The 22,930-nt window shown below is 66.3% G+C and carries 26 protein-coding genes, 1 tRNA gene and 1 pseudogene; 10 read left to right on the plus strand and 18 right to left on the minus strand.

Translation table 11 applies throughout. From position 1 onward, the window contains the following. Positions 1 to 73: 73 nt before the first annotated feature. Positions 74 to 1,075: a tRNA dihydrouridine(20/20a) synthase DusA gene (gene dusA / locus U0042_RS11695; protein ID WP_114814604.1), complete on the minus strand. Its 1,002-nt coding sequence runs from the start codon at positions 1,073 to 1,075 to the stop codon at positions 74 to 76. A 418-nt stretch (positions 1,076 to 1,493) separates the two neighbouring features. Here dusA and U0042_RS11700 point away from each other — a divergent pair, with 418 nt between their 5' ends. Next, on the plus strand, positions 1,494 to 1,772 hold the full coding sequence (locus tag U0042_RS11700; RefSeq protein ID WP_114814605.1) for a hypothetical protein: 279 nt from the start codon (positions 1,494 to 1,496) through the stop codon (positions 1,770 to 1,772). Positions 1,773 to 1,965: 193 nt separating this feature from the next. On the opposite strand, the gene U0042_RS11705 is transcribed toward U0042_RS11700, so the two are convergent. After that, positions 1,966 to 2,211: a DUF6566 family protein gene (locus U0042_RS11705; RefSeq protein WP_114814606.1), complete on the minus strand. Its 246-nt coding sequence runs from the start codon at positions 2,209 to 2,211 to the stop codon at positions 1,966 to 1,968. Between the two features lie 150 nt (positions 2,212 to 2,361). Continuing rightward, entirely contained in the window at positions 2,362 to 2,559 is a 198-nt protein-coding gene (locus U0042_RS11710; protein ID WP_114814659.1) for a hypothetical protein, read from the minus strand. Between the two features lie 736 nt (positions 2,560 to 3,295). On the opposite strand from U0042_RS11710, the gene U0042_RS11715 reads away from it, so the two are divergent. Beyond that, positions 3,296 to 3,532 carry a hypothetical protein gene (locus tag U0042_RS11715; protein ID WP_114814607.1) on the plus strand — a complete coding sequence of 79 codons (237 nt, stop codon included), beginning with the start codon at positions 3,296 to 3,298 and terminating at the stop codon, positions 3,530 to 3,532. Positions 3,533 to 3,571: 39 nt separating this feature from the next. Here U0042_RS11715 and U0042_RS11720 read toward each other — a convergent pair whose 3' ends face one another. The 4 genes and pseudogenes from U0042_RS11720 to ssuD all read right to left on the minus strand — a co-directional run bounded on the left by U0042_RS11720 (position 3,572) and on the right by ssuD (position 6,957). After that, the gene (locus U0042_RS11720) at positions 3,572 to 3,787 is read right to left on the minus strand and encodes a TOBE domain-containing protein (RefSeq protein ID WP_114814608.1); all 216 of its coding nucleotides are present in this window, start codon (positions 3,785 to 3,787) and stop codon (positions 3,572 to 3,574) included. A 73-nt stretch (positions 3,788 to 3,860) separates the two neighbouring features. Continuing rightward, positions 3,861 to 4,880 (minus strand): ATP-binding cassette domain-containing protein, encoded by a 1,020-nt coding sequence (locus U0042_RS11725; RefSeq protein WP_114814609.1) that lies wholly within the window; start codon positions 4,878 to 4,880, stop codon positions 3,861 to 3,863. After that, positions 4,877 to 5,743, minus strand: coding sequence for an aliphatic sulfonate ABC transporter permease SsuC (gene ssuC, locus U0042_RS11730; RefSeq protein ID WP_114814610.1), 867 nt, complete (start codon positions 5,741 to 5,743; stop codon positions 4,877 to 4,879). Before ssuC ends, U0042_RS11725 begins: the two co-directional genes overlap by 4 nt. A gap of 57 nt (positions 5,744 to 5,800) precedes the next feature. Continuing rightward, positions 5,801 to 6,957, minus strand: a pseudogene (ssuD, locus tag U0042_RS11735) (FMNH2-dependent alkanesulfonate monooxygenase). Between the two features lie 381 nt (positions 6,958 to 7,338). On the opposite strand from ssuD, the gene U0042_RS11740 reads away from it, so the two are divergent. Beyond that, positions 7,339 to 7,767, plus strand: a complete 429-nt coding sequence (locus tag U0042_RS11740) for a hypothetical protein (RefSeq protein ID WP_114814611.1) — start codon at positions 7,339 to 7,341, stop codon at positions 7,765 to 7,767. A gap of 63 nt (positions 7,768 to 7,830) precedes the next feature. On the opposite strand, the gene U0042_RS11745 is transcribed toward U0042_RS11740, so the two are convergent. Beyond that, complete coding sequence (locus U0042_RS11745; protein WP_114814612.1) at positions 7,831 to 8,973, minus strand: enoyl-CoA hydratase/isomerase family protein; 1,143 nt, start codon at positions 8,971 to 8,973, stop codon at positions 7,831 to 7,833. Positions 8,974 to 9,011: 38 nt separating this feature from the next. Continuing rightward, positions 9,012 to 9,860: a TetR/AcrR family transcriptional regulator gene (locus U0042_RS11750; RefSeq protein WP_114814613.1), complete on the minus strand. Its 849-nt coding sequence runs from the start codon at positions 9,858 to 9,860 to the stop codon at positions 9,012 to 9,014. Positions 9,861 to 9,966: 106 nt separating this feature from the next. On the opposite strand from U0042_RS11750, the gene U0042_RS11755 reads away from it, so the two are divergent. Next, on the plus strand, positions 9,967 to 10,962 hold the full coding sequence (locus U0042_RS11755) for an NAD-dependent epimerase/dehydratase family protein (protein ID WP_114814614.1): 996 nt from the start codon (positions 9,967 to 9,969) through the stop codon (positions 10,960 to 10,962). Between the two features lie 43 nt (positions 10,963 to 11,005). Here U0042_RS11755 and U0042_RS11760 read toward each other — a convergent pair whose 3' ends face one another. Together U0042_RS11760 and U0042_RS11765 are read right to left on the minus strand one after the other, a co-directional pair. Further along, positions 11,006 to 11,284 carry a DUF1488 domain-containing protein gene (locus U0042_RS11760; RefSeq protein WP_114814615.1) on the minus strand — a complete coding sequence of 93 codons (279 nt, stop codon included), beginning with the start codon at positions 11,282 to 11,284 and terminating at the stop codon, positions 11,006 to 11,008. Between the two features lie 144 nt (positions 11,285 to 11,428). Then, positions 11,429 to 11,782 (minus strand): hypothetical protein, encoded by a 354-nt coding sequence (locus U0042_RS11765; protein WP_114814616.1) that lies wholly within the window; start codon positions 11,780 to 11,782, stop codon positions 11,429 to 11,431. A gap of 246 nt (positions 11,783 to 12,028) precedes the next feature. Between U0042_RS11765 and U0042_RS11770 the strand changes: the two genes are divergently transcribed. After that, positions 12,029 to 12,229, plus strand: a complete 201-nt coding sequence (locus U0042_RS11770; protein WP_114814617.1) for a hypothetical protein — start codon at positions 12,029 to 12,031, stop codon at positions 12,227 to 12,229. An 81-nt stretch (positions 12,230 to 12,310) separates the two neighbouring features. Here the strand turns inward: U0042_RS11770 and U0042_RS11775 are convergent, their stop codons facing one another. Together U0042_RS11775 and U0042_RS11780 are read right to left on the minus strand one after the other, a co-directional pair. After that, positions 12,311 to 12,643 carry a DMT family transporter gene (locus U0042_RS11775; RefSeq protein WP_419150524.1) on the minus strand — a complete coding sequence of 111 codons (333 nt, stop codon included), beginning with the start codon at positions 12,641 to 12,643 and terminating at the stop codon, positions 12,311 to 12,313. Positions 12,644 to 12,653: 10 nt separating this feature from the next. After that, on the minus strand, positions 12,654 to 13,151 hold the full coding sequence (locus tag U0042_RS11780; RefSeq protein ID WP_114814619.1) for a heme-degrading domain-containing protein: 498 nt from the start codon (positions 13,149 to 13,151) through the stop codon (positions 12,654 to 12,656). 296 nt (positions 13,152 to 13,447) lie between these two features. Between U0042_RS11780 and U0042_RS11785 the strand changes: the two genes are divergently transcribed. From U0042_RS11785 to U0042_RS11805, 5 genes are all read left to right on the plus strand, one after another. Beyond that, positions 13,448 to 13,524: transfer RNA gene (locus tag U0042_RS11785), tRNA-Met, on the plus strand. Between the two features lie 272 nt (positions 13,525 to 13,796). Continuing rightward, positions 13,797 to 14,342 carry an NUDIX hydrolase gene (locus U0042_RS11790; protein ID WP_017776639.1) on the plus strand — a complete coding sequence of 182 codons (546 nt, stop codon included), beginning with the start codon at positions 13,797 to 13,799 and terminating at the stop codon, positions 14,340 to 14,342. Positions 14,343 to 14,353: 11 nt separating this feature from the next. Continuing rightward, the gene (aat, locus tag U0042_RS11795) at positions 14,354 to 15,091 is read left to right on the plus strand and encodes a leucyl/phenylalanyl-tRNA--protein transferase (RefSeq protein WP_198665409.1); all 738 of its coding nucleotides are present in this window, start codon (positions 14,354 to 14,356) and stop codon (positions 15,089 to 15,091) included. A 151-nt stretch (positions 15,092 to 15,242) separates the two neighbouring features. After that, positions 15,243 to 16,055, plus strand: a complete 813-nt coding sequence (locus tag U0042_RS11800) for an arginyltransferase (RefSeq protein WP_114814620.1) — start codon at positions 15,243 to 15,245, stop codon at positions 16,053 to 16,055. A gap of 148 nt (positions 16,056 to 16,203) precedes the next feature. Beyond that, positions 16,204 to 17,229: a quinone-dependent dihydroorotate dehydrogenase gene (locus U0042_RS11805; RefSeq protein WP_114814621.1), complete on the plus strand. Its 1,026-nt coding sequence runs from the start codon at positions 16,204 to 16,206 to the stop codon at positions 17,227 to 17,229. Positions 17,230 to 17,323: 94 nt separating this feature from the next. Here the strand turns inward: U0042_RS11805 and U0042_RS11810 are convergent, their stop codons facing one another. The 5 genes from U0042_RS11810 to U0042_RS11830 all read right to left on the minus strand — a co-directional run bounded on the left by U0042_RS11810 (position 17,324) and on the right by U0042_RS11830 (position 22,912). After that, complete coding sequence (locus U0042_RS11810; RefSeq protein ID WP_114814622.1) at positions 17,324 to 18,301, minus strand: Gfo/Idh/MocA family protein; 978 nt, start codon at positions 18,299 to 18,301, stop codon at positions 17,324 to 17,326. A gap of 135 nt (positions 18,302 to 18,436) precedes the next feature. Beyond that, the gene (locus U0042_RS11815; RefSeq protein WP_114814623.1) at positions 18,437 to 19,156 is read right to left on the minus strand and encodes a FadR/GntR family transcriptional regulator; all 720 of its coding nucleotides are present in this window, start codon (positions 19,154 to 19,156) and stop codon (positions 18,437 to 18,439) included. Positions 19,157 to 19,541: 385 nt separating this feature from the next. Next, positions 19,542 to 20,057, minus strand: a complete 516-nt coding sequence (locus U0042_RS11820; protein ID WP_232833570.1) for a flavin reductase family protein — start codon at positions 20,055 to 20,057, stop codon at positions 19,542 to 19,544. A gap of 201 nt (positions 20,058 to 20,258) precedes the next feature. Next, positions 20,259 to 21,074 carry a class I SAM-dependent methyltransferase gene (locus U0042_RS11825; protein WP_114814625.1) on the minus strand — a complete coding sequence of 272 codons (816 nt, stop codon included), beginning with the start codon at positions 21,072 to 21,074 and terminating at the stop codon, positions 20,259 to 20,261. Continuing rightward, positions 21,071 to 22,912, minus strand: coding sequence for an alpha/beta fold hydrolase (locus U0042_RS11830; RefSeq protein ID WP_198665410.1), 1,842 nt, complete (start codon positions 22,910 to 22,912; stop codon positions 21,071 to 21,073). The genes U0042_RS11825 and U0042_RS11830 overlap by 4 nt, the downstream gene beginning before the upstream one ends. Positions 22,913 to 22,930 lie beyond the last annotated feature (18 nt).

The raw sequence follows: 22,930 nt of genomic DNA on the forward strand, positions 1-22,930 counted from the left end.
TTTTGGCTTGCCTTGAATGGCTCGCCGATGAAGAAGCGAGATTATACAAACACGTTCTGCGTTTGCCTAGCCCTTATTCAAACATTTCGGCGTCTTCTCGCAGATACTGCCGCGCCTCATCCAAGATCGCGAGGTCGCCCGCGGCGAGCTTGCGGCTGTCCGACAGCACACGACGCCAGCCTCGCGCGCCCGCCACGCCTCGGTACAAGCCCAGCACGTGGCGCGTGATCGCCCCGAGGTAGGTGCCCCGCGCAAGTTCCGCCGCGCAATACTCGATGAGCTTCGCCTCCACCTCCGCGCGGCTCGGTGCCGCGGCGGTGGAGCCGTAGAAACGCGCGTCGACGTCCGCGAGCACATACGGGTTGTGATACGCCTCGCGCCCCAGCATCACGCCGTCCACGTGCTCCAGGTGCATCGCCACTTCGTCGAGCGTCTTGATTCCGCCGTTGATGACGATCTCGAGCTGCGGAAAGTCGCGCTTCAACCGATACGCGTAGTCGTACTTGAGCGGCGGAATCTCGCGGTTCTCCTTCGGGCTCAGTCCTTTGAGGATCGCGTTGCGGGCATGCACGATGAAGACGTTGCAACCCGCTTGCGCCACCGTGCCGACGAAATCGCGCACGAAGCCGTATTCCTCGACGGCGTCCACGCCGATCCGGTGCTTCACCGTGACGGGCACGGACACGACGTCGCGCATCGCCTTCACGCAATCCGCGACGAGCTGCGGCTCGTTCATCAGGCAAGCACCGAACGCACCGCGCTGCACCCGTTCAGACGGGCAGCCGCAGTTGAGGTTGATCTCGTCGTAGCCCCACTGTTCGCCCAGCCGCGCCGCGCGCGCCAGATCGTCCGGCTCACTGCCGCCCAGTTGCAGCGCGACGGGCGCCTCTTCGGGCGTAAAAGCCAGATGGCGAGCGACGTCGCCATGAATCAGCGCGCCCGTCGTCACCATCTCGGTGTAGAGCCAGGTGTGGCGCGACACGAAACGGTGAAAGGCTCGGCAATGGCGATCGGTCCAGTCCATCATCGGCGCCACGCTGACGCGGCGAGGACTGGTGAAACGGGCAGAAGACATGGGGAAAAACAGGTGGGACAACAAGTGGAACGGCGGCCCGGACAGCGGACCGCGCACCTTTAATCAGCCCGTCATTCTACCGCAAGCCGCACGGCGCGCCCTCCTAGCGTCTCGGCCGTCACTTTCGCCGCACAACGGCGTGTGACGCGGTTTGCCGCACTGCAAAACCCCTTTCCCAGTATGTAATCCACCTCCCTCGAAACGCGCCCTTTTTGGGGCTCATTCGCCGCGGAGGCCCGCCCGTATTGGCGGCCACCATTGTTTCCTCATCCAGAACAGTAAATTCGGATTATCGTGATTATTTTTCGATAGTAGGTGTTTACACTGAGCATCACTGACGTAGCTCACGGGCACTACCGGACCACCCAGGGCGCCGCGTCATTCCGAAACGCAGTTGAACCTGATTGGAGTTGACACCATGAAGACCAAGATCCTCGCCGCTCTGCTCGTAGCCGCCTCCGCCACCATCGCCGCTCCGGCTTTCGCCAGCGGTTACGGCCCCGCACCGTACTACAGCCCGGCCGTCGGCGCGCCGGCTTCGCAGCAAGGCCAGAACAGCCAGACGCTCGCAGCAGAAGCCGCGCAATCGCGCGCCAACGAAACCGCTTACGGCGGCGTGTCGAGCACCTCGTCGCAAGCCGGTAGCGCCCGTTCGCTGGAACGTGGTCCGCAATCGGTCTACTTCGGCGCGCACTAATCGCTGTCGGAGAACCGCTCAAAGCGGAAACCGCATTTGACAGAGTATCCGTGGGCCGGGCGTCATGAGCGCCCGGCCCGCGGACATACGAAAAGGGCTGCTCGCGCAGATCGCGCGGCAGCCCTTTTGCCTTTTACAGGCTACCGCCGAAACGACAATTTTCTCTTCGTTGCGAGCGAGCGCGCGCCGCCCATCAATCCTTCATGAGCTCCCGATCGATCACGCCACGCGCCGCTTCGAGCCCGGCGTCGGCAGCCGCGCGTTCGGTGGGCCATAGCCGGTCGATATGCACGAGCCGCCAGTCCACCGCAACGTCGCTGCCTTTCAGCACGCGGAAATGCGCCTTTACACCTGTCATGACCTGCTCGACCGCAACCTCGATGTCGTGATCCCGGTAGCGCTCGGTGTAGTCGCCCATGTCGATGCCCTTAGGCTCCATGTTCGCCTCCTCGTGACGGATACGCCGCGCGACGCAGAACCGGTCTCGCATCGCCACGACGCAGACACGATCGTCCACGCGCACGACGTTCGAACACGCCGCGCGACTCGCTACGACCTACACCTCGGACACGCGCCTCGCCAAGCGCTGTCAGTCGCAGTCGCCGGACAGGTACTTGCGGCCGTCGCAGGTGATGTGGACGCGATCGGCGCCTGTGCCTGTCGCAAGGCCGGCGCCCACCAGTTCCTGGGCCAGATCGGGGGACAGCACGGGCGGAACCTGTCCGCCGTCTGTGTCGTTCAACCGCCGCAGGGCTTCGATCGCTTCGAGACTCAGTGACTTCGACATGGCCGTCTCCGTCGTGGTGCCGAAATTCATGCTAGCACTTACCACGGAGTACGGTGGTCTATACAGCGGCCTCAGGCGGCAACACTGCGCTGCCCACAGGCGCCCTATCACGACCGCCGACAGGAACCGCTTGCCGTACGCGGTCGACACGTAGCCGATCACTTTGCCGACAGCCGGGTGCGGAGACGAGAGCCGCGGCAGCCGTCCGGAACCGCCCCTTCGCCGCCGTGGCGCCGCGCCTCATGCGGCATTGCAAAGATGCATTCATGTCGTGCAGCCAGATAGCGCCGGCTCCAGTGTCGCTGGAACGCGCCTATCGTTCGGCCCGCCGTCGACTGCAATCGGCAGCCAACCGGCTGGCTTCCTGGAACGGAAGCCCCTATCCCTTTGCGTCGCCGGATCGCTCGGTTTTGCCCTTCATTTACCCGTCAGCGATTTACGACACCTGACCTGGAACCCTTAATTCGAGCAAGCACCAGGCGACCGAGGCAGACAGAGAGAGACAGGCCAACGCACGCAGGCCTACGAAGGCGGCGGCACGCCATGTGCGGCATCCCGAAGAACGGACGCCCCGCCGTTTCGAACGGCAGCCCAGCCGCAGAACGCGCGCGGAGCGTCCGATGCCGAAACGGAGGCACGCGATATGGAAAGGAAAGCGCTTTCAGGAAAACGACGGCCGCCCGGCACTGTCATAGCAAGGCGGTCGATACAGGTTCGCCCGCCCCGCTTGGGACGCATGCTCGCGGCTGCCGTCGCGACATTGATCGGCGCCCTGCCCGGCGCCGCACATGCCCAGGCGCCCGCACACCCGCCGGCCGCCGCTCCGTCGGCCCCGATGGTGAAGCCGCCGCAGGCCACCTCCGATGCCGTGAACGCCGACAACCCCGACAACATGCCGGTCAAGCGTCCTCGCAAGCCCGTCAACGAGGGCATGGCGCGCCGGCCGCCTGCAAGCGGCGGCACGGCAAAGTAGGCGCAAAGCAGCGCGGCAAAGCGCGCGCGAAGGCGGCGTTCAGAGGCGAGCGAGCGAAACCTCGGTGGACTTCACGAGCGCCACCACTTCGGAGCCCACCTTGAGGTCGAGTTCGTCGACGGAGCGCGTCGTGATGACGGACGTCACGATGCCAAACGGCGTATCGACGTCGACTTCGGAGACAACCGGTCCGCGGATGATCTCGCGAATCTTGCCTCTGAACTGGTTGCGCACGTTGATGGCGGAAATGCTCATGTGGGATGGCTCCGTGGAAGGATAGTGTGTGTTGCGCTACGGTTCGGATTCCTGATCGTTCAGGCTTCGTCCTTTAGACGGCCCACCGCACTTCATGAGGCCGCACGCTCGCGCCCGAGCCAAACGCGGTGCGTAGTCCCGCAGGCTCCGCATCGTTCGGCTGCGTCTTCAGCACGCGTTGCAGCACGTAGTCTTCGAGTTCGGCGAAACGCGCCGATGCGCGCACGCGCGGCCGCTCGAGCGGCACCGGCTGATCGAGCGCGATGCGGCCCTCCTCGACGAGCAGAATCCGGTCGCCCAGCGCGACCGCTTCGTGCACGTCGTGCGTGACGAGCAGCGCCGTGAAGCGATGCTCGCGCCACAGCCGTTCGATGAGCGCGTGCATCTCGATGCGCGTGAGCGCATCGAGCGCCCCGAGCGGTTCGTCGAGCAGCAGCAGGCTCGGCCGATGCACGAGCGCGCGCGCAAGCGCCACACGCTGACGCTGGCCGCCCGAGAGTTGCGCGGGCCAGTCGTTGGCGCGCGCAAGCAGTCCCACCTCCGCGAGCACCGCGCGTGCATCCTCGCGAGCACTGCGCGGCAAGCCCAGCATCACGTTCTGCAGCACCGTCTTCCAGGGCAGCAGCCGCGCGTCCTGGAACATGATTCGCGTGTCGAGCGGCGCGCCGTGCGTCGAACGCTTCACGAGCGAGCCGGCCTGCGGCGCCTCGAGTTCCGCGACGAGCCGCAGCAGCGTCGATTTCCCGCAGCCGCTGCGCCCGACGATCGCCACGAAGCTGCCGCGTTCGATGGCCAGATCGAAGCCGTCCAGCACGGTGCGCTCGCCGTAGCGCTTGCTCACGCCGCGCAGCTCGACGGCGTAATCGGCGGATGACTCGGGCGTCGCGATGGCGCCGCGTTCGCGTGCCGCCCAGTTGCCGCGCAGCGGCGCGTCGCCACCGTCCTGTCGCCGCGTGTGCGGATGCACGCCTTCGTGCTCCAACGCCACCGCATGCACCGCCGCGTCGTCCTGCTCGCGCGGCTGCGCCAGTTCGGCTTCCAGATCGCTTCCCGCAATGCCGCCGAAGTGCGCTGCTAACGTCGTGGCGTTCATGTCTTGCTTCCTCCCTGGTAAGCCGGATGCCAGCGCAGCGCCACGCGCTCGATGCCTTTCGCGAGCAGATCCGCCAGCTTGCCGAGCGCCGCATACAGCAGGATGCCGACCACCACCACATCGGTTTGCAGAAACTCGCGCGCGTTCATCGTCATGTAGCCGATGCCCGATTGCGCCGAAATCGTTTCCGCCACGATCAGCGTGACCCACATGAGCCCGAACGCGAAGCGCACGCCCACGAGGATCGACGGCAACGCGCCCGGCAAGATCACATCGCGGTACAGCGCGAAACCCTTCACGCCGTAGCTGCGGGCCATCTCCACAAGATTGCCGTCCACCGAACGAATGCCATGAAACGTGTTCACGTACACGGGAAAAAACACGCCCAGCGCAACGAGAAACACCTTCGCCTCTTCCTCGATGCCGAACCAGAGGATCACGAGCGGGATCATCGCGAGCGCGGGAATGTTGCGGATCATCTGCACCGTGGAATCGAGCGCGATTTCCACGGGCTTGAAAAGCCCCGTCGCCAGTCCGAGCGCAAGGCCGATACCACCGCCGATGGCGAAGCCCGACAGCGCGCGCCACGTGCTCACCTTGACGTCGGCCCACATTTCGCCCGACTGGATCAGCGACCACGCCGCCTTCACCACCGCAAGCGGTTCCGGCAGCACGCGCGTGGAGAGCACGCCGCTGCGGGCCGCCAGTTCCCATGCGAGCAGCACGGCGATGGGTACGATCCACGGCGCGAGATGCGCGCCCGCTTTCGCGAGCGTCGTGCGAACGGCGGCGTACCCGCGTCGCGTTCCGGCGGCGCCTCGATCGCTACGCGGCAACGCGCCTGTGACTGCGGATTGCGTCATCTGAATGTCCTCCTTGCTTCGTGCATTGCACGGCGCGAGCCAACTCAGCCGCGCCGTTCAGCTCTGGCTCGCGCGCGGCGCATAGTGGTTGCCCACCACCTCGCCGAACGGCCCCGACAGCGGGCCGCCCACCTTCTCGCGCACGTGCCCCGGCAACAGCGGAAAGACAAGCTCCGCAAAGCGATACGACTCTTCGAGATGCGGATACCCCGAGAGGATGAACGTCTCGATGCCGAGGTCCGCGTATTCGCGCATGCGCGCGGCCACTTGCTCAGGATCGCCGACGAGAGCCGTGCCCGCGCCGCCGCGCACGAGCCCGACGCCTGCCCACAGATTCGGATAGATCTCGAGTTCCTTGCGTCCGCCCCGCTTGCCGCCGTGCAACGCCGCCATGCGCCGCTGCCCTTCCGAATCCATCTTCGCGAACGCGGCCTGCGCGCGTGCGACGGTCTCGTCGTCGAGCCGGCTGATGAGACGGTCCGCGGCGGCCCACGCTTCGTCCTCGGTTTCGCGCACGATCACGTGCAGCCGGATGCGAAGCGGATCTCACGGCCGTGCGCCGCGGCGCGCGCGCGAATGTCCGCGATCTTCTTCGCGACCGCTTCGGGCGGCTCGCCCCAGGTGAGATAGGTATCGATGTGCGCGCCGGCCATCTCGTGCGCCGCCGGCGACGAGCCGCCGAACCACAGCGGCGGATGCGGCTGCTGCACCGGCGGATACAGCAGCTTGCCGCCCTTCGAGCGCAGGTGCTTGCCGATGAAATCGATGGACTCGCCACGATGCGCGGCCTCGAGCAGCCCGCGCCAGATATGCAGGAACTCGTCGGTGATTTCGTAGCGCGTGTCGTGATCGACGAACACGCCGTCGCCTTCCAGCTCCACCGCATCGCCGCCCGTCACCACGTTGATGAGCAGACGCCCGCCGGAGAGACGATCGAAGGTGGCGGCCATGCGCGCCGCGAGCCCCGGCGACGAAATGCCGGGACGGATAGCCACGAGAAACTTGAGCCGCTTCGTTGCGGCGATGAGGCTCGATGCGACCACCCACGCGTCCTCGCACGAGCGGCCCGTGGGCAGCAGCACGCCTTCGTAGCCGAGCGTGTCCGCGGCCACCGCAATCTGCTGGAAGTACGGCAGATCCGCGGCGCGCGCGCCTTCCGAGGTACCCAGATAGCGCGTGTCGCCGTGGGTGGGAATGAACCAGAACACCTTCATGCGTTGCTCCTGCTTGTTCGAAATGAAGGGCACGAGGCAAGCAGGATCGGCAACAGCAAGGTCATCGCGACGGCTTCCCCGAAAAAAATGCGCAAGCGCCCGTAACACGGCCGCTTGCCGATGGCGGCCTTGCCGCCTGCATGGGAAAGCAGTCTATGGACGCGGTCTCTCCTTTTGAACGATTTTTTTGAGCTTAGGTTTTCCGCTTTCGTGATTAGCCTGATGCTCGGGCATACAGCGCGCGAATCGTTCAACGCGCGAGCAATGGTGTACCCGACACACAGGGCCGAAGCAGTGCGCCGATATAATGGCGCACATTCGGGTCCGCGCCTGTGGCGCCCAAGGCGCGCGCCCCTGCCGCCCCCATTTCAGGCAGTTCGCATGCAAAAATTCATTCTGCCGTTCGTAGCCGGCTTTCTGGCTTCATTGTTCTTTCACGATTCGACGCTCGCACTGTTGCACGCGGCGGGCCTGATCGACGCCTCGGGCTTTTCTACCGCGCCCTTCGTGCCGCTCGGATTGCCCCAGTTTCTCGCCAACGCCATCTGGAGCGCCGTGTGGGCCGTGCTGATGGCCTGGCTCGTGCGCGTGTCGCCCGCGCGCCCCGCGCCGTGGGTACCGGCATTCATGTTCGGCGGCATCGTGCTCACGGCCGCCAGCGTGTTCGTGGTCGACCCCATTCGCGGCATCTGGCCGAGCGGCAACATGCTGCCGCGCCTTGCCGTGGGTTTCGCGGCCAATGCGATGTGGGGCTGGGGCGCACTCGTGTTCATGCGCGCCTTCATGCGCGATGCGCACGGCGAGGAATAGCGTTTTCAGTCGGATAAGCGGGCCCGCGTCCGCACGTGGCTCGCGGGAGCAGTCAGCCCGCAGCTATCCCAGCAATTCCCGCAACGGATGCGTCTGCGGCGTCCACGGGCTTTCGAACATGCGCGCGACGTCTTCGGGCTTCACGTCCTCGATGCGCGCAATGCGCCATGCAGGGCGATTGTCCTTGTCGATGATTCGCGCGCGAATACCTTCCATCACGTCGCCGTGCGCGAACGTGGAGCGCGTGAGATCGAGATCGCGACGCAACGCGCAAGCCATCGAACCTTCCGAGCGCGTGACGACTTCGAGCGACACCGCCATCGAAAGCGGCGAGCGTTCACGCAGCACGGCCACCGTGCGCTCGGCCCATTCGGCCGCGGCGCAGTCCTGCTCCGCTTCGAGCGAGGCGAGGATCGCCGGCACGTCCGCATGCGAGAAGTGCCGATCGATCAGCGTGCGCGTGTCGGCCAGCATGGAAGTGTCGGGCGTCGGCGTGACCTTGTGTCGGGCCGCTTCGCGTTCCACGAGCGCCACCACGTCGGCGCCGCGCTCGAACGACTCGGTCTGCAACGCTTCCACCAGCGCGGGCAACGCCGCCTCGTCCACGTAGGTATCGGCAAGGCCTGCGTAGAGGGCGTCCGCCGCGCCGATCGTTTCGCCCGTCACCGCAAGATAGCGGCCGATCGCGCCCGGCGTGCGCGCAAGAAACCAGCCCACGCCGACATCGGGAAAGAGACCGATGCGCGTCTCGGGCATCGCCATGCGCGTCGAGGACGTCGCCACACGCAGCCCACCCGTGCGATGCGCGCCTTGCGAAATCCCCATCCCGCCGCCCATCACCACGCCGTTCATGAGCGCGATGTAAGGCTTCGGATACGTGAAGATGGCGTGATCAAGACGGTATTCCTCGGTAAAGAACGTATCGAGCGCGTCCTGGTCGCCGCGTCGGGCCGCCTCGTAGAGAAAGCGGATGTCGCCGCCCGCGCAGAACGCACGCGCGTGAGCCGAGCGGACCACCACCGCGAGCACGTCGGGGTCTTCGCGCCAGCGCTCGAGCGCCGCCTGCATGGCGCGGATCATGTCGGTGGAAAGCGCGTTGAGCGCCTGTGGACGCTCGAGTTCGATAAAACCGACGCGGTTCGCAACGCGCGTCACGACGTCGCCTTGCGACGACGGCGCAGTGCCGGCGGAAAGTGTTGGGTTCATGGCGTGAAAGCGGCGGACAGGCGTGAGGAGCTACGGTATCACGCACGGGCCGCTTTGCGGCGTATGGCGGGCACGGCCGGACTGGCCTGTGCCGGGGGACCCGAGGCGGCTCCGCTATCGGCTTTCGAGACCGGCTTTGGGGTCGCCTTCGCCTGCGACGCCGCTTTGCGCGTCCCCTCCGGCTTTGCTTGCGCCTTCTTCGTGGCGTTCGTGTCGGCCTTCGTCGCGGGCCGGGCGCGCGACTTCGCGGTGCCGTTGCCCCGCCTCTTCGCCGCCGTGCCGGCCTGCGCGAACCAGGCACCAAACGCCACGTCGACCAGCAATTCGGGCGCCGCATGCGGAAACACCGGACACGTCAGTTGCAACGCCACGATGCCGTGCAAGATGGACCACAGCGCCTCGGCCCACACGACGCTCGCCGTGGAAGGCAACGGCAGCCGGCCTGCGTCGCGCAGCGCATCGAGTGCGTCGATCATGATCTGGAACGCCGCGTCGCCGCTGTCGTCCGAACGGTTGCCCGTCAGCGTCGCGCTCGTATAGCTCGGGTCTTCCATGAAGATGAGCCGGTACGTCTGCGGATGCGCAAGGCCGAATGCGACGTACGCTCGGCCGAGCGCATGCAGACGCTCGCGCGGGTCCTCAATCGCCGCAAGCGGCACGAAGGTCTCCAGCAACTGGGCGTAGCCCTCGGCGCACAGCGCATGCGCGATCTCGTCGCGACTCTCGAAGTGCAGGTACAGCGTGGCGGGCGAATACTCGATGGCGTCCGCGATCTTGCGCATGGAGAGTGCGGCAAAACCGTCGCGCATGACAATGCGCCGCGCGGCATCGAGAATGCGCTCGCGCAGCGCCTGCTTTTCACGTGTCTTTCGTTCTGCGATTCCCATCTGGGCAATTCTCCAGTTGACTTCCTGAAAAGTCAAATTAAACTGAACGCCGTTCAGTGAACAGTGTTCAGTCGAACACCCGGACATACCCAGGAGCACAGTCGTCATGGAAAACACGGGCAGAGTCGGATTACTAGGCGCCACCGGCGCAATCGGTGCGAGCATCGCCGCCGCGCTGCGCACGGCAGGCCGGCCCTGGCGCGCGATCGGCAGGCCAGCCGGTCATTCGAGCAAGGCGCTTGAAGCGATGGTCGGCGACGACCCGCTCGCCGAGATTGCGACGTGGAATCCGCAAGACGCCAACTCGGTCGCTGCCGCAGCCGCAGGGCTGCAAACAGCCGTGTATCTCGTCGGCGTGCCTTATGACCGGTTCGAGCTGCATCCGCGGCTCATGGAAACGACGCTCGCTGGGCTCGCAGCGGCCGGTGTCCAGCAGTTGATTCTCGTCGGCACGGTGTACCCGTACGGCCGCGCGCAAACCACGCCCGTCACGGAAGCGCATCCGCGCGAGCCTCACACATTCAAGGGCCGCATGCGGCTCGCCCAGGAGAACCTGGTGCTCGATGCGCACGGTCGCAACGGCCTTTCCACGCTCGTGCTGCGACTACCGGATTTCTACGGGCCGCGTGTGACAAACAGCTTTCTCGACGGCGTGTTCACAGGTGCCGCGCGCGGCACGCGTGCGCAGATGATCGGACCGATCGATGTGCCCCACGAATACGTGTTCGTGCCCGACGTGGGCCCCGTGGTGGAGACGCTGACGCGCACGCAGGCGGCGTTCGGGCGCGTGCTGCACCTGGCGGGCGCGGGCACGATCACGCAGCGCGAAATCGCAACGCAGGCCTACGCGCTTGCAGGGCGCGAACCGAAGCTGATGGTGGCGGGCAAAACGATGCTGCGCGCGCTCGGGCTCTTCAATCCTATCATGCGCGAGCTGGTGGAAATGCACTATCTGCAGACCGATCCCGTCGTGCTCGACGACAGCGCGTTACGTGTACTGATCGGTCCGGTCAGGAAGACATCGTACGAAGACGGCATTCGTCTGGCGTTCGAGGCCGCCCGTACCGCGGCGGCCCTCGCGCCGGCAAACGCGCTCGCTTGATACGCTGCGCGAGCCGTGACGCCGGCGGGCGCAGCGGTTTCGGCTACACCCTGTCGGGCGGAAAGTGTCCGCTCTTGAGCAGAACGGGCGTGCCGTTGCTGATGCGCAGATGCTCGCGCGCCACGGCCTCGATGCGCGACCGGCCTGCGTCGAATGCGCGGATCCAGGCCTCGCGGTCGGCCGCGCGGGCGCCGAAGTGATCTTCCAGTGCTTCGACGGAAATGGCGCACGACACGCGCTCGCCGTCCACGAATGCGGCGAACACGACCGTCAGATTGGCGTCCCGGTAGAGAGGCGCATCCGGGGAGAATTGAATTTCCATGCTTGCCTCGACAGAAAATGCTCGGGAAATGACGCGCCGGTCAATACCGGCGACAGCACGGCAAGAGACTTATCGTACCGGGCAGGTCGCGCCGTCGTCCAGTGGTCGTCCGCACTCGCGCGCGGTGACAGGCGGCACGCCCGTTCACTGCTCACCGTAAAGCCGGTCGATGTATGCGCGCGCGGCTTGCTCGATCTGGTCGAGCGCATCGTCTTCACACGCGAAGCGCCGACCGTCGCCAAGTTCGAGCAGCGTTTCGATGCGGCGCGGCGTGTCGAGGCCACCCTGCGAAAGACTTACCGAGCCGACGTAGACATCGCCGCGCGTTCCGTCCGTCTCGCGACTCGCCCGGGCTTCTTGCCGCTCGTCGATTCGAGTCTGCGGGCCGTCCGGCCCCCGGCCCGCATCGTTCGATTCGGGCGCGAGAGGCGGCGCGACCCGACGCGCCGCCGCACTGATGTAATAGCCACGGTACGGCCCACTCACACGTTCAACCATGATCGATTTCTCCGTCGCATTCGATCGGGCACGCACACACCGGCTTTCATTCGCGATCGATCAGCGTACGCCCCTGCTCCCAACCGTTACTACGTATGAGTCGGCGTCGCACGCAAGAAGTTTCCTGCGGGAGAAGAAAGGCGCGTGCCCACGCGGGCCTCGAAGCACAGGATTCACGGCCCGTCATGGCGCGGGCACGAATGATGCGCTGCACATCGATCGGGAGAATCGCGACGTGGAGCACGCATGGGAAAGTACTTTTTTCAGGACCGCGAGGTGCAGGAACCGGATGCGGCCAATCACTGGTTCGCCTACGCGAAAGATCACGACATCGACATTTCGCGGGCCATCAGCATCTGGGAGGACGCGCTGTCGCGCGATGGAGAAGAAAGCCGCCGTGCATTGAGCGACGCGGGCATTCGCGTGAACCTCGCAGCCAAACGCTGAACGGTCACGCGCGATGCGTGGGAACCGCGGGCGGCACGGGTATGGGCACGGCAGAGACCGCGCACCGTGCCGACCCACGCCTCAGTGCGCTTCCATTTTCGAAAACACGTTGAGCACGACGACGCCGGCCACGATGAGCCCCAGTCCCACCACGGCGGCGGCATCAGGCACCTGCCGGTACAGCGCGAGCGCGACGAGCGTGATCAGCACGATGCCCGCACCGGACCAGATCGCGTAGACGATACCCACCGGAATGCTTTTCAACGTGAGCGAAAGACCGTAGAACGCGATGGCGTACCCGACGACCACGATCGCGGACGGCACGAGCCGCGTGAAGCCATTGGACGCGCGCAACGCCGACGTGGCCACGACTTCGGCCAGGATGGCAATGGCGAGCCATGCGTAGGCAGACAGTCGCATAGGCTCAAGCCTTTGCGAGCGCGAGCTTGCTGTAGTCCTCGTCGAGCAGCGCGCACAACGCCTCGACCACGAGTTCGTGGTCCGCGCGTTGCGGCAGCCCGGAAACAGTGACCGAACCGATGACGCCGGCACCGGCCACCGTCAGCGGAAACGCGCCGCCGTGCGATGCATAACCGGACACGGGCAGGCCGTGCTTTTCTGCAAGCGAGGTGCCCGCCTGTTGCATGCGCAGACCGATCGCGTACGAACTGCGCCGGAAATGCTCCACGACGTTGCCCTTGCGCCTTGCCCAGTCGACGTTGTCGGGCGAGGTGCCGTCGAGCGCCGCGAAAAAGAGCGGCTGCCCGAACGTGCGCACGTCGATGACGACGGCAAGCGCGCGCGCCTTCGCGATCTCGTGAAGCCACGCGCCGACTTCCCACGCGCGATCCGCATCGAAACGCGGAAATACGAGCGTCTTTTCCTGATGCGCGATCGATTGCAAATCGTGTGCGATGTCCATATTCGTCGACCCGGCGTGATGGTGGAAATGCGGAATACCGTGGCAAACACAGTGCACGGCAAAGAGCGGATGGCCCCCGATTCTAGCCCAGCGTCCATGCCGTGCCTACGCACGCACGAGCTTGCAGACGACACGCATCCGACTATGCGCGCGCGGCAACTGCGCGACCACCCAGGTCACGACACCCGCCGGTTCACGTGCCTGTCAGGTGTCTCTGCGAGCCCTTTCTTCATCGCACGCGAGAGAATGTGTTGCGCGCATATCCGCTTTACCCTATAATTTCATCTTTCGACGGACGCGGGGTGGAGCAGTCTGGCAGCTCGTCGGGCTCATAACCCGAAGGTCGTAGGTTCAAATCCTACCCCCGCAACCAGACCCGTTTGCCGGATTCGATCAGTCGAATGCGGCTTTACGAAAAAAGACGCGAAAAAGGCAAAAACGAGTGCGAAAGCACGCGTAAAACAAAAGACAAAGAAGCAGCGCAAAAACCAGAAAGCTCACCAACCGGTGGGCTTTTTTGTTTTTGGCGCGCCATCCAGCATACTGCCCTTTTTGCTGCCACCCTCCGCTTGTCATCTCCACCGGCCACCCTTGCGGCCGCACGCACGGTGATACACTCGCATCACCATTCACCGTCCCCATCCCATGAAATTCTGCTCGATCTGCGGCCACGCCGTCAGCCTGCGCATTCCGCCCGGCGACAACCGCGAGCGCCACGTCTGCGCGCATTGCGGCACCGTGCATTACCAGAATCCACGCAACGTGGTGGGTACGATTCCCGTGTGGGACGACAAGGTGCTGCTGTGCCGCCGGGCTATCGAGCCGCGCTACGGTTATTGGACCCTGCCGGCGGGCTTCATGGAGATGGGCGAGACCACGTCGGAAGCCGCCGCGCGCGAAACGCTCGAGGAAGCCGGCGCGCGCGTGGAAGTGCAGAGTCTGTTTTCGCTGCTCAACGTTCCGCATGTGCATCAGGTGCATCTTTTCTATATGGCGCGGCTGCTCGATATCGACGTGGAAGCCGGCGAGGAAAGCCTCGAAGTGCGCCTCTTCGACGAGCACGAGATTCCCTGGGACGACATTGCGTTCCCTACCGTCGGACAGACGCTGCGTTTCTTTTTCGCCGACCGCGCCTCGGGCAGCTACGGGCTGCACACCGGCGACATCCTCCGCTCGCTGCGGGAAGGCTGAGCCCGACGAGCATGGTGCCCTGGCTCGGTCCCGACGACCCGTTCCCGCCCGTGGAACGCGCGCTCGGCGCGTCGAGCGGCGCGCCGGGGCTTCTCGCGGCAAGCGCCGACCTGCTGCCCTCGCGCCTCATCGACGCCTATCGGCACGGCATCTTCCCCTGGTATTCGGACGGCCAGCCCGTGCTCTGGTGGAGTCCGGACCCCCGCATGATTCTGCGTCCCGCCGAATTCAAGGTGTCGCCGTCGTTCAGAAAGACGCTCAGGAAAGTGCTGCGCGACGATGCGTGGGAAGTGCGCGTCGACGCCGATTTCCCCGCCGTCATGCGCGCCTGCGCAACGGTGCCGCGGCGCGGCCAGCGGGGCACATGGATCACGGCGGACGTGATCGACGCCTATACGTCGCTGCATCGCCGCGGCGACGCGCACAGCGTGGAAACCTGGCTCGACGGCAGGCGGGTGGGCGGCCTCTACGGCGTCTCGTTCGGCCGCATGTTCTTCGGCGAATCGATGTTCGCCGAGGTCACCGACGCCTCGAAAATCGCCCTCGCCGCGCTCGCCGCCCACTTGCGCTGTCACGAAGTAGAAATGATAGACTGCCAGCAAAACACGTCACATCTGGCGTCGCTCGGCGGCCGCGAAATTGCGCGCAAAGCGTTCGTGCAACATGTGCGCGTGTCGGTCGATGCCGCATCGATTCCCTGGCGGTTCGACAAGAGCGTCCTCGCCGATCTGATCGCACGGTCCGCATAATCTGACGGCGCCGACGGCTCGATAGCGCGCGCTGCGCCTCGCCGCACCCTCGCGGCTTCGTCGCGGCGCCCGCAAAGCAGTCGTCCAGGCGGTTGTCAAACGGGGCTGGCGCGGCGGGTTCCGCCCCACAGAACGCATCGAGAGCTGCCAAGTGACTCATCCTAACGAGCTGCCGCTTTCACCGCTTTCCGCGCTGCAGTTTTATGCCACGGCGCCCTACCCCTGCAGTTACCTGGAGGGCCGCATCGCGCGCTCCCAGGTCGCCACGCCCAGCCACCTCATCAACTCCGACGTCTATACCGATCTCGTGAAGGCCGGCTTTCGTCGCTCGGGCGTGTTCACCTACCGCCCGTACTGCGACGGCTGCCGCGCCTGTGTGCCGGTGCGCGTGCCGGCTGCGCGGTTCACGCCGAACCGCACGCAGCGCCGCGCGTGGAAGCGGCACAGCGACCTCGTCGCGACCGTCTCGCCGCTTCACTACGACGAGGAGCACTACGCGCTCTACATGCGCTACCAGTCCGCGCGGCATGCGGGCGGCGGCATGGACCGCGACAGCCGCGACCAGTACGAGCAGTTCCTGCTGCAAAGCCGGATCAACTCGCGCCTCGTGGAATTCCGCGAGCCCGACCCGCAGCATCCGAACGCGCCCGGCGTGTTGCGCATGGTGAGCATGATCGACATCCTCGGCGACGGGCTTTCGTCGGTCTATACGTTCTTCGAGCCCGACGCGCCGCACACCAGCTACGGCACCTACAACATCCTCTGGCAGATCGAGCAGGCGCGCAGTCTGCAACTGCCTTACGTCTATCTCGGCTACTGGATTCGCGAGAGCCCGAAGATGGCGTACAAGTCGAACTTCCGGCCGCTCGAAGGGCTCTTCGACGGCGCGTGGAAAGTCATCAATCCGCTTCACCTCGGCTTGCCGCCCGTGGATGCAGCGATGAAACGCGCGCGCGGCAGCTGAATCCGGTTGAGCCGGTTGAGCCGGTTGAATCGGCTCAACCGATCGACCCGCAGCCCGCGCCGCCCCGACCAAACCGCCGCGCCGGGAACCGTGCCGATTGCCGGTAAAATACCGGGTTCCCATTTTCCGGCCGCCCGGCCCGTCCGCTGTGTTCAGTTCCCTCTACCCGCTCTTGCGCGCCCAGCTCTTTCGCATGGACGCGGAAAACGCCCACCACCTCACCCTGCGCGCCCTCGGCGCGGCCGGCCGCACCGGCATCGCGGGCCTCGTCGCGCCGCACGTGGCCGATGCGCCGCGCACGGTGATGGGCCTCACGTTCCGCAACCCGGTGGGCCTCGCGGCCGGGCTCGACAAAGACGGCGCGGCCATCGACGGCCTCGCCTCGCTCGGCTTCGGTTTCATCGAGGTGGGCACGGTCACGCCGCGCGCGCAGCCGGGCAATCCGCGCCCGCGCATGTTCCGGCTGCCCGACGCGGGCGCCATCATCAACCGGATGGGCTTCAACAACGCAGGCGTCGACCAGTTCGTGAAGAACGTGCAGGCGGCGCGCTATCGCGGCGTGCTGGGCCTCAACATCGGCAAAAACGCGGACACGCCCATCGAACGCGCCGCCGACGACTATCTCTATTGCCTCGAGCGCGTCTATCCGTTCGCGAGCTACGTGACGATCAACATCTCGTCGCCGAACACGAAGAATCTGCGCCAGTTGCAGGGCGCGGGCGAACTCGACGCGCTGCTCGCCGCGCTCAAGGACAAACAGCAGCGGCTCGCCGACCTGCACGGCAAGCTCGTGCCGCTCGTGCTCAAGATCGCGCCCGATCTCGACGACGAGCAGGTCAAGGCGATTGCGGGCACGCTGCTGCGTCATGGCATCGAAGGCGTGATCGCCACCAACACCACGCTCTCGCGCACCGCTGTCGCGGGCCTGCCGCACGCGGACGAAGCCGGCGGCCTCTCGGGCAAGCCGGTCTTCGACCTCTCCAACCAGGTGATCCGCAAGCTGCGCGCCGAAGTGGGCGACACCGTGCCCATCATCGGCGTGGGCGGCATTTTCTCGGGCGAGGACGCGCGTGCGAAGCTCGCCGCGGGCGCCTCGCTCGTGCAGCTTTATACGGGCTTCATCTATCGCGGCCCGGCGCTCGTCGGCGAGTGCGTGCGGGCATTGGCCTCGTAGAGACGGATCGAGGCGAGACCCGCCTCGTTACCGGCCAGGCTCGAACACGGCGCGAGGCACGACAGACAGGCCATTACCTGGACCAACGCCTCGCTCATTCGCCCGCGAAGCGAAGCCCCAGCGCCGCGCGCGCCGCGTCGGCCATCGCGATCATGTGGCGCGACGTGTCGTGCGTCATCACGGGACTTTCCAGCGTGCCCGCGCGAAGCAGTTCGCAGAAGTGCTCCGTTTCGTAGTTGAGTCCGCCGCCTTCGAACGGCGCCTCCAGCTCCACGCTGCGGCCATCGGCATAGCGCACGGTGGCGCGCACCGGGTTCCACCAGTTCTCGTGAATCGTGACGTGGCCTGCGGGCCCCGCCAGCAGCGCATCGCCCTTGCCGTACAGATCCAGCCCGCAGAAGAGCTGCGCGATGCCGCGCTCGTGGCGGCAATTCAGCGCGGCGAACGTGTCCACGCCGGTGGGACCGAGCCGCCCCGTGGTCTGAATCTCGAGCGGCGCGCCGAGCCAGTCCACCGCGAGAAACATCTCGTAGATGCCGATGTCGAGCAGCGCGCCGCCTGCATGCTCGAATGAAAAGGACGGGTGGTCGGCAGGCACCGTGGAGACCGCGCAACCCGCGCGCACGAGCCCGATCTCGCCGATAGGGTCCGCGGCCAGATGCGCGCGCAACTTCCGGTAGAGCGGATAGAACGGCGGCTTCATGGCCTCCATGAAGAGCCGCCCGGCGCGATGCGAAGCATCGATCACGCGCTCCAATTGCGCGCCGTTGATGGTGGCCGGCTTCTCGCACAACACGTGCAGCCCGGCGTCGAGCGCCGCGATCGCGTACTGCGCGTGCGTGTCTTGCAGCGTGGCGATATAGACGGCGTCGATGCCCGCGGACAACAGCGCTTCGAGGTTCGGGAAAGCCGCGCAGCCTGTGTCGCGCGCAAAGGCCGTCGTGGTCTCTTCGCGGCGCGACCAGACGGCGGCAAGCCGGGTGTGCGGCACGTGTTTCAAGCTCGCGGCAAAGCGGCGCGCAATGCGGCCCGCGCCGACGATGCCCCAGCGGATGACGGCGTCGTCTCTCATCGATTGGGAAGTCCGGCTGTGGTGAGAAAGCCGCCATTGTCGCAGCAACGGCGGCTACCCGCAGCCGTACAGCGGCGCTCGGAGAGCCGTCGAAACAGCCGTCCTGCCCGCCGGATCGCCCAGACCCCTACACGCCTAGACGCGCTCCGCGTGCGAAACCGGGAACGCCTGCTCCACTTCGTCGGAGGTGAAGTCGATCAGCGCAAGCGATGCTGCTTCGGCCTCCTTCGGATCGTGCCGCTCGATCGCTTCCACCACGCGTCCGTGCGTACGCACAACGGTTTCCCACGAGCTTTCCTTGCGCATGATGATCGGGTTCACCGCGGACAGTGCACCGCGCACGATCGCCGCCATCTGCTGGAAGAACTGGTTGCCGCTCGCAGCCACGATGCGCGTATGCAGCAGCTCGTCGGCGTCCTGATACGCCGGGTCGGTGGGCGCGATGGAACGGAAGGCGTCGAACGCCTCGCGAATGCCGGCAATTTCGGCCGGCGTGGCGCGCATGGCCGCGAGCGCCGACGCCCGCGGCTCGATCAGCACGCGAAACTCGATCACGTCGCGCAGGAACTGCGAATCGGGCTTGGCCCGAAAGCGCCAGCTGACCACGTCCTCGTCGAGCATGCGCCAGTCGCGCATGGGTCGTATGCGCGTGCCGATCTTGGGCCGCACGTCCAGCATGTGGCGCGCGAGCAGCATCGACAGCGCCTCGCGCATCACCGTGCGGCTGACGTTGAACTCCTTCGAGAGCACATCCTGCGGCGGCAGAATGGCTCCGTACTTTTCCTCGACGATGCCCGACACCAGGCCATCCATCACCTTGCTGACGAGCGAACGATCCTTGTTGGCCGTTTCCATGGCACTCTCCCCGATATGGCTTTACGCCTGTCTATGAAGACTGATGAAGAAGCGCCCTCGCGTCTGTGTTCTTCTTCTCATCTAACAATAAATTGCTTGCTTCGTGGGCACTGCGCCAGTGGGAAACGTCCTGACAGGGTTATCCCTCTGAAGATTTGTTTCAACTCTGCAACGCGCCTGGCAATGGCCGTCGGCGGGCCTCGCACGAGGTGCGAAAAACCGGCAAAGCTTGCAATGATCCTAGGCCCTCGTAACCGCGTCGGCCGCGCACGTCAAGCCTTGTTGTCAACGGACGTGGAAATTAATCCAGACTGCCAGGTATTCCTGGGTCGCCTCGCGGTGCGCGCGCATCGCACGGATCGATGTCTTCGAGCCGTCCCGAAATTCAGCGATGCGTGACGTTCGCGTAGTGACCACCGAAGAACAGCAGCGGCGCGTGGTCTTCGAGCGAAAAGGCCTGCACCTCGCCGATGAAGAGCGTGTGGTCACCGCACGGATGCCGGTCCACCACGCGTGCCGCAAAGCGCGCCACGGCACGGTCCAGCCACGCGATGCCCGGCACGCCCTGCGCCTCGCTGAAATGCGGTGCGAGCCACGTTTGATGTTCGCCCGCGTAGTGCCGGCTGTGCGCTTCCTGCTCGTCGGTAAGCACGCTCACCGCGAACAGTTCGTGCGTCATGAGCCGCTCGTGCATGCGCGCGCGCTGCCCCACGGACACCACGACGAGCGGCGGCCTGAGCGAGCCCGACATGAACGCGTTGGCCGTCATGGCGTGCAGCGTCTCGCCGCAGCCGGTGGAGACCACCACGACACCCGTCGCGAAGCGGCCGAACGCACGCCGCAGCAGACGCTCGCCCGCATCGACAGGCAACTCGGCCACACGCTGCACGCCGGGCTCCATCAATGGCGCCGCAGGCGCGGGTACAGCGGCAAGCGACGTCTCCCGCACAGAGACGCAAGGTTCGGCGATCCGGTTCATTGTCGTTGCTCCCCCAACCGCGGCGCCCGCCGCCTCGCCCACAGCGGACGAGGCGCGAAGTCGCCAGTCGATTGCTCCAGTCTTCGTTGCGGTCTTTACCGTGGCTTCATCGTGCGGACGCACTCATGCCGGCTTATGCGCCACGTAGTGAACCCACCACGCGTCGCTCGTGTTTGCATCGTCGGCAATGCGTTCGCCCCGGTCGCTGCCGAACGCCGCGTCGTTCACGAAGCCCGTTTCCGCCAGTTGCCGCCGCTGCTCCGCCACCGTCGTGTAGACGATCACGATGCCGAAGTAGTGCGCCGCGGCCGCGCGAATCGAATAACCCGGATAGTCGCGATTCAGGCTGATGTGCCGCAGATAGTTGGTGGTCGCGACCGGCAGCGTGACGAGCGAGCGCAGCACGCGCCAGCCGAGCCGCACGGGATTGGGCGTAAAGCGCGGCAGCAGCTTGAGCGGCGTCTCGCCGTAGCCCGGACCGTCGCGGTTGTGCGCGGAGACCAGCACGTAGCCGCCGGGGCGCGTCACGCGAAACATCTCGCGCAAGATGCGCATACGGTCTTCGTAGTCCACGCAATCGATGCCGTTCCAGCTGAACTCCACGAACCCGTAGTGATCCGACGGCAGCGCGTGCATGTCGCGCGCATCCATGTGGCGCAGGTCCACGCCCGGATGCCGGCTGCGCGCCAGTTCGAGCAGCTTCTCCGTGTAGTCGATGCCCGTGTAGTCCGTGGAGAGCGCGCGCATGAGCGGAATTGTGCGGCCCGCGCCCACACCGATGTCGAGCAGGGGCGTGCCCGCGCAGCGCGGCGTGAGCCACGCGAACGCGGCCGCTTCGCCCGCGTCGGTCCATGTCTTTTCGAGCGTGAACTCGCGCTCGGCATCGTGGGAATTCCACGCGCTCTGGTTGATGCGGTCGAGATCGGAAGTCGGGTTCACAGCCTGGCTCCATCGAGGTACGGCGGCGTGGCGCTCGCGCGCGCCGCCGCAGATCGCGCTGCCTGGCCGCCCGTATGAGGCGCCGCCTGGATCAGCTCCGTAAACAGCCAGCGCTCGGCATCGGCCATCACGGCCTCGCGCGCAGGCCGCGTAAATAACGCATGGTCGAGCTTCGGCAGGGTCGCCGCGCGCACGCCGTCGTGGCAATGCAGTGCCCCAAGGCGCGTGCCGAACTGGATGCGCGCTTCGTCGAGCCCCACGTCGTAATCGCCGTACACGAGCCGCAGACGCACGCCCTTGCGATGAATCGCGCGCACGAGGTCGCGCGCTTCGTTCGCGACGAGCGCCCAGCCGGTGCGGCGCTCGATCCAGCCTGCCGCCGTGAGCCAGCCGCGCCGCGCGAGCCGCGCGCCCATCACGCGTGCGATCCGCAGCGGGTGGCTCTGCCCCCGCAGGGCGCGTGCCCACTTTTCGGGGTTGAACGCCGCACGCCAGTACACCCTCGACGAGGCGAACTGATGTGCCCCCGGCGCGCGCGCGTCGCCGTCCCAGATGAACTTCTGCAGGTTCACGCAGAACGCGCCCTCCACGGCCGCATGGCGCGCGCTTGCGTGCAGGCCGGCGAAGGCGCCGCCGCACACGCCGAACACGGCCACGCGGCGGTGTCCGTGCGCGACGAGCCAGTCAGCGCCCGCGGCGGCGTCGCGGCAGGCTTCGTCGGAGTAGATGGTGTCGAGCGTGATGTCGGGCGCGATGGGCGTGGCATCGCCGATACCGCCCAGATCCATGCGCAGCGACGCAATGCCGAGCGCCGCGAGCCGTCGTGCGAACAGCACGAAGATGCGGCCGTCGCCGATGTGGTGGCTCGCGCCGGTGTTGAGAAACAGCATGGCGGGCGCGCCCGCGCGCGGCACGTCGGGCGCGCAGTAGATGCCGAAGTACGCGCCGAACACGACCGGGCGCTCCGTGGCACGCATGCCGGCGAGGCGCAGTGCAGGCGCTTCGTCGTCCGATGCAAGGGCGCCGCTTGCGCGTGGCTGTGCATCGATGGAGCGCTCGCACGCGCCGCACGCATCGGCCGCGAGCCACGTCGTCACGCGCTCGAAGGCCTTCGCGGGCGCTTCGCTATACAGCGCTTCCACGAGGAAGCGGTCCAGTTCGTCGAGCGGCCCATGCTCCACCGCCACGCCGTGCGCGGCGTAATGGGCCGCGAGCGCTTCCGTACGCGGGCGGTTGCTCGAATCGAGCAGCAGCACGCGCGCGGCCGGCGCGTGGGTGTCCTTGCACAGGTCGACGGCCGCAAGATGCGCAATGTCCTCGCCGTGGATGCCGAAGCCGAACGCCTCCACATAGGCCTCGGGGTTCGCGATGGGGTCCGCGTTCATGCCGGCCGGCGTGCTGAGCCAGCTCTGCCGGTGAGCGCGCAGTTCGCGCACGTAGTGGCGGCCGAGCACCGCGGGCGCGAGCAGCACCAGCGCGTCCACGCCGCCGCTGCGTTGCGCCGCGAGCGCGGCGAGCGTCGCGCCCAGCCGCAGGCCCACGAGCGACACATGCTTCACGCCCGTCCATTCGCGTAGCCGCGCCATGGCCGCCTCGATGCCGGCGAGCCAGGCGGCGACGCGCTCGGGGTCGTCCTCGGCGCCGTCGGAGTCGCCCGCGCCGGGGTAGTCGAAGCGCAGCACCGGCATGCCGGCCGCCGCGATGCGCTCCGCGAGCGCGCGCCAGCCGCGATGGGTGCACAGCGCGTCGTAGCCGAACGGGTTGCAGAGCACGACGCCGCGTTCCCCATCCGCCTCATGGAGCCAGCCGAAGCAGCCATCGAACACGACAGGTCTCATGGGTATCCATCCCTTTGC

It is taken from the genome of Paraburkholderia kururiensis (genome assembly GCF_034424375.1).
Lineage (GTDB): Bacteria > Pseudomonadota > Gammaproteobacteria > Burkholderiales > Burkholderiaceae > Paraburkholderia > Paraburkholderia kururiensis_A.

Bases quoted from the DNA above. Each gene is read 5' to 3' on its own strand.
- U0042_RS11830 (WP_198665410.1), bottom strand. From the start codon at position 22,912: ATGAGACCTGTCGTGTTCGATGGCTGCTTCGGCTGGCTCCATGAGGCG.
- U0042_RS11815 (WP_114814623.1), bottom strand. From the start codon at position 19,156: ATGGAAACGGCCAACAAGGATCGTTCGCTCGTCAGCAAGGTGATGGAT.
- U0042_RS11770 (WP_114814617.1), top strand. From the start codon at position 12,029: ATGGGAAAGTACTTTTTTCAGGACCGCGAGGTGCAGGAACCGGATGCG.
- U0042_RS11715 (WP_114814607.1), top strand. From the start codon at position 3,296: ATGCTCGCGGCTGCCGTCGCGACATTGATCGGCGCCCTGCCCGGCGCC.
- U0042_RS11700 (WP_114814605.1), top strand. From the start codon at position 1,494: ATGAAGACCAAGATCCTCGCCGCTCTGCTCGTAGCCGCCTCCGCCACC.
- ssuC (WP_114814610.1), bottom strand. From the start codon at position 5,743: ATGACGCAATCCGCAGTCACAGGCGCGTTGCCGCGTAGCGATCGAGGC.
- U0042_RS11760 (WP_114814615.1), bottom strand. From the start codon at position 11,284: ATGGAAATTCAATTCTCCCCGGATGCGCCTCTCTACCGGGACGCCAAT.
- U0042_RS11750 (WP_114814613.1), bottom strand. From the start codon at position 9,860: ATGGGAATCGCAGAACGAAAGACACGTGAAAAGCAGGCGCTGCGCGAG.
- U0042_RS11820 (WP_232833570.1), bottom strand. From the start codon at position 20,057: ATGGAGCCCGGCGTGCAGCGTGTGGCCGAGTTGCCTGTCGATGCGGGC.
- U0042_RS11765 (WP_114814616.1), bottom strand. From the start codon at position 11,782: ATGGTTGAACGTGTGAGTGGGCCGTACCGTGGCTATTACATCAGTGCG.
- U0042_RS11740 (WP_114814611.1), top strand. From the start codon at position 7,339: ATGCAAAAATTCATTCTGCCGTTCGTAGCCGGCTTTCTGGCTTCATTG.
- U0042_RS11725 (WP_114814609.1), bottom strand. From the start codon at position 4,880: ATGAACGCCACGACGTTAGCAGCGCACTTCGGCGGCATTGCGGGAAGC.
- U0042_RS11720 (WP_114814608.1), bottom strand. From the start codon at position 3,787: ATGAGCATTTCCGCCATCAACGTGCGCAACCAGTTCAGAGGCAAGATT.
- U0042_RS11710 (WP_114814659.1), bottom strand. From the start codon at position 2,559: ATGTCGAAGTCACTGAGTCTCGAAGCGATCGAAGCCCTGCGGCGGTTG.
- dusA (WP_114814604.1), bottom strand. From the start codon at position 1,075: ATGTCTTCTGCCCGTTTCACCAGTCCTCGCCGCGTCAGCGTGGCGCCG.
- U0042_RS11810 (WP_114814622.1), bottom strand. From the start codon at position 18,301: ATGAGAGACGACGCCGTCATCCGCTGGGGCATCGTCGGCGCGGGCCGC.
- U0042_RS11780 (WP_114814619.1), bottom strand. From the start codon at position 13,151: ATGGACATCGCACACGATTTGCAATCGATCGCGCATCAGGAAAAGACG.
- U0042_RS11790 (WP_017776639.1), top strand. From the start codon at position 13,797: ATGAAATTCTGCTCGATCTGCGGCCACGCCGTCAGCCTGCGCATTCCG.
- U0042_RS11705 (WP_114814606.1), bottom strand. From the start codon at position 2,211: ATGGAGCCTAAGGGCATCGACATGGGCGACTACACCGAGCGCTACCGG.
- aat (WP_198665409.1), top strand. From the start codon at position 14,354: ATGGTGCCCTGGCTCGGTCCCGACGACCCGTTCCCGCCCGTGGAACGC.
- U0042_RS11745 (WP_114814612.1), bottom strand. From the start codon at position 8,973: ATGAACCCAACACTTTCCGCCGGCACTGCGCCGTCGTCGCAAGGCGAC.
- U0042_RS11755 (WP_114814614.1), top strand. From the start codon at position 9,967: ATGGAAAACACGGGCAGAGTCGGATTACTAGGCGCCACCGGCGCAATC.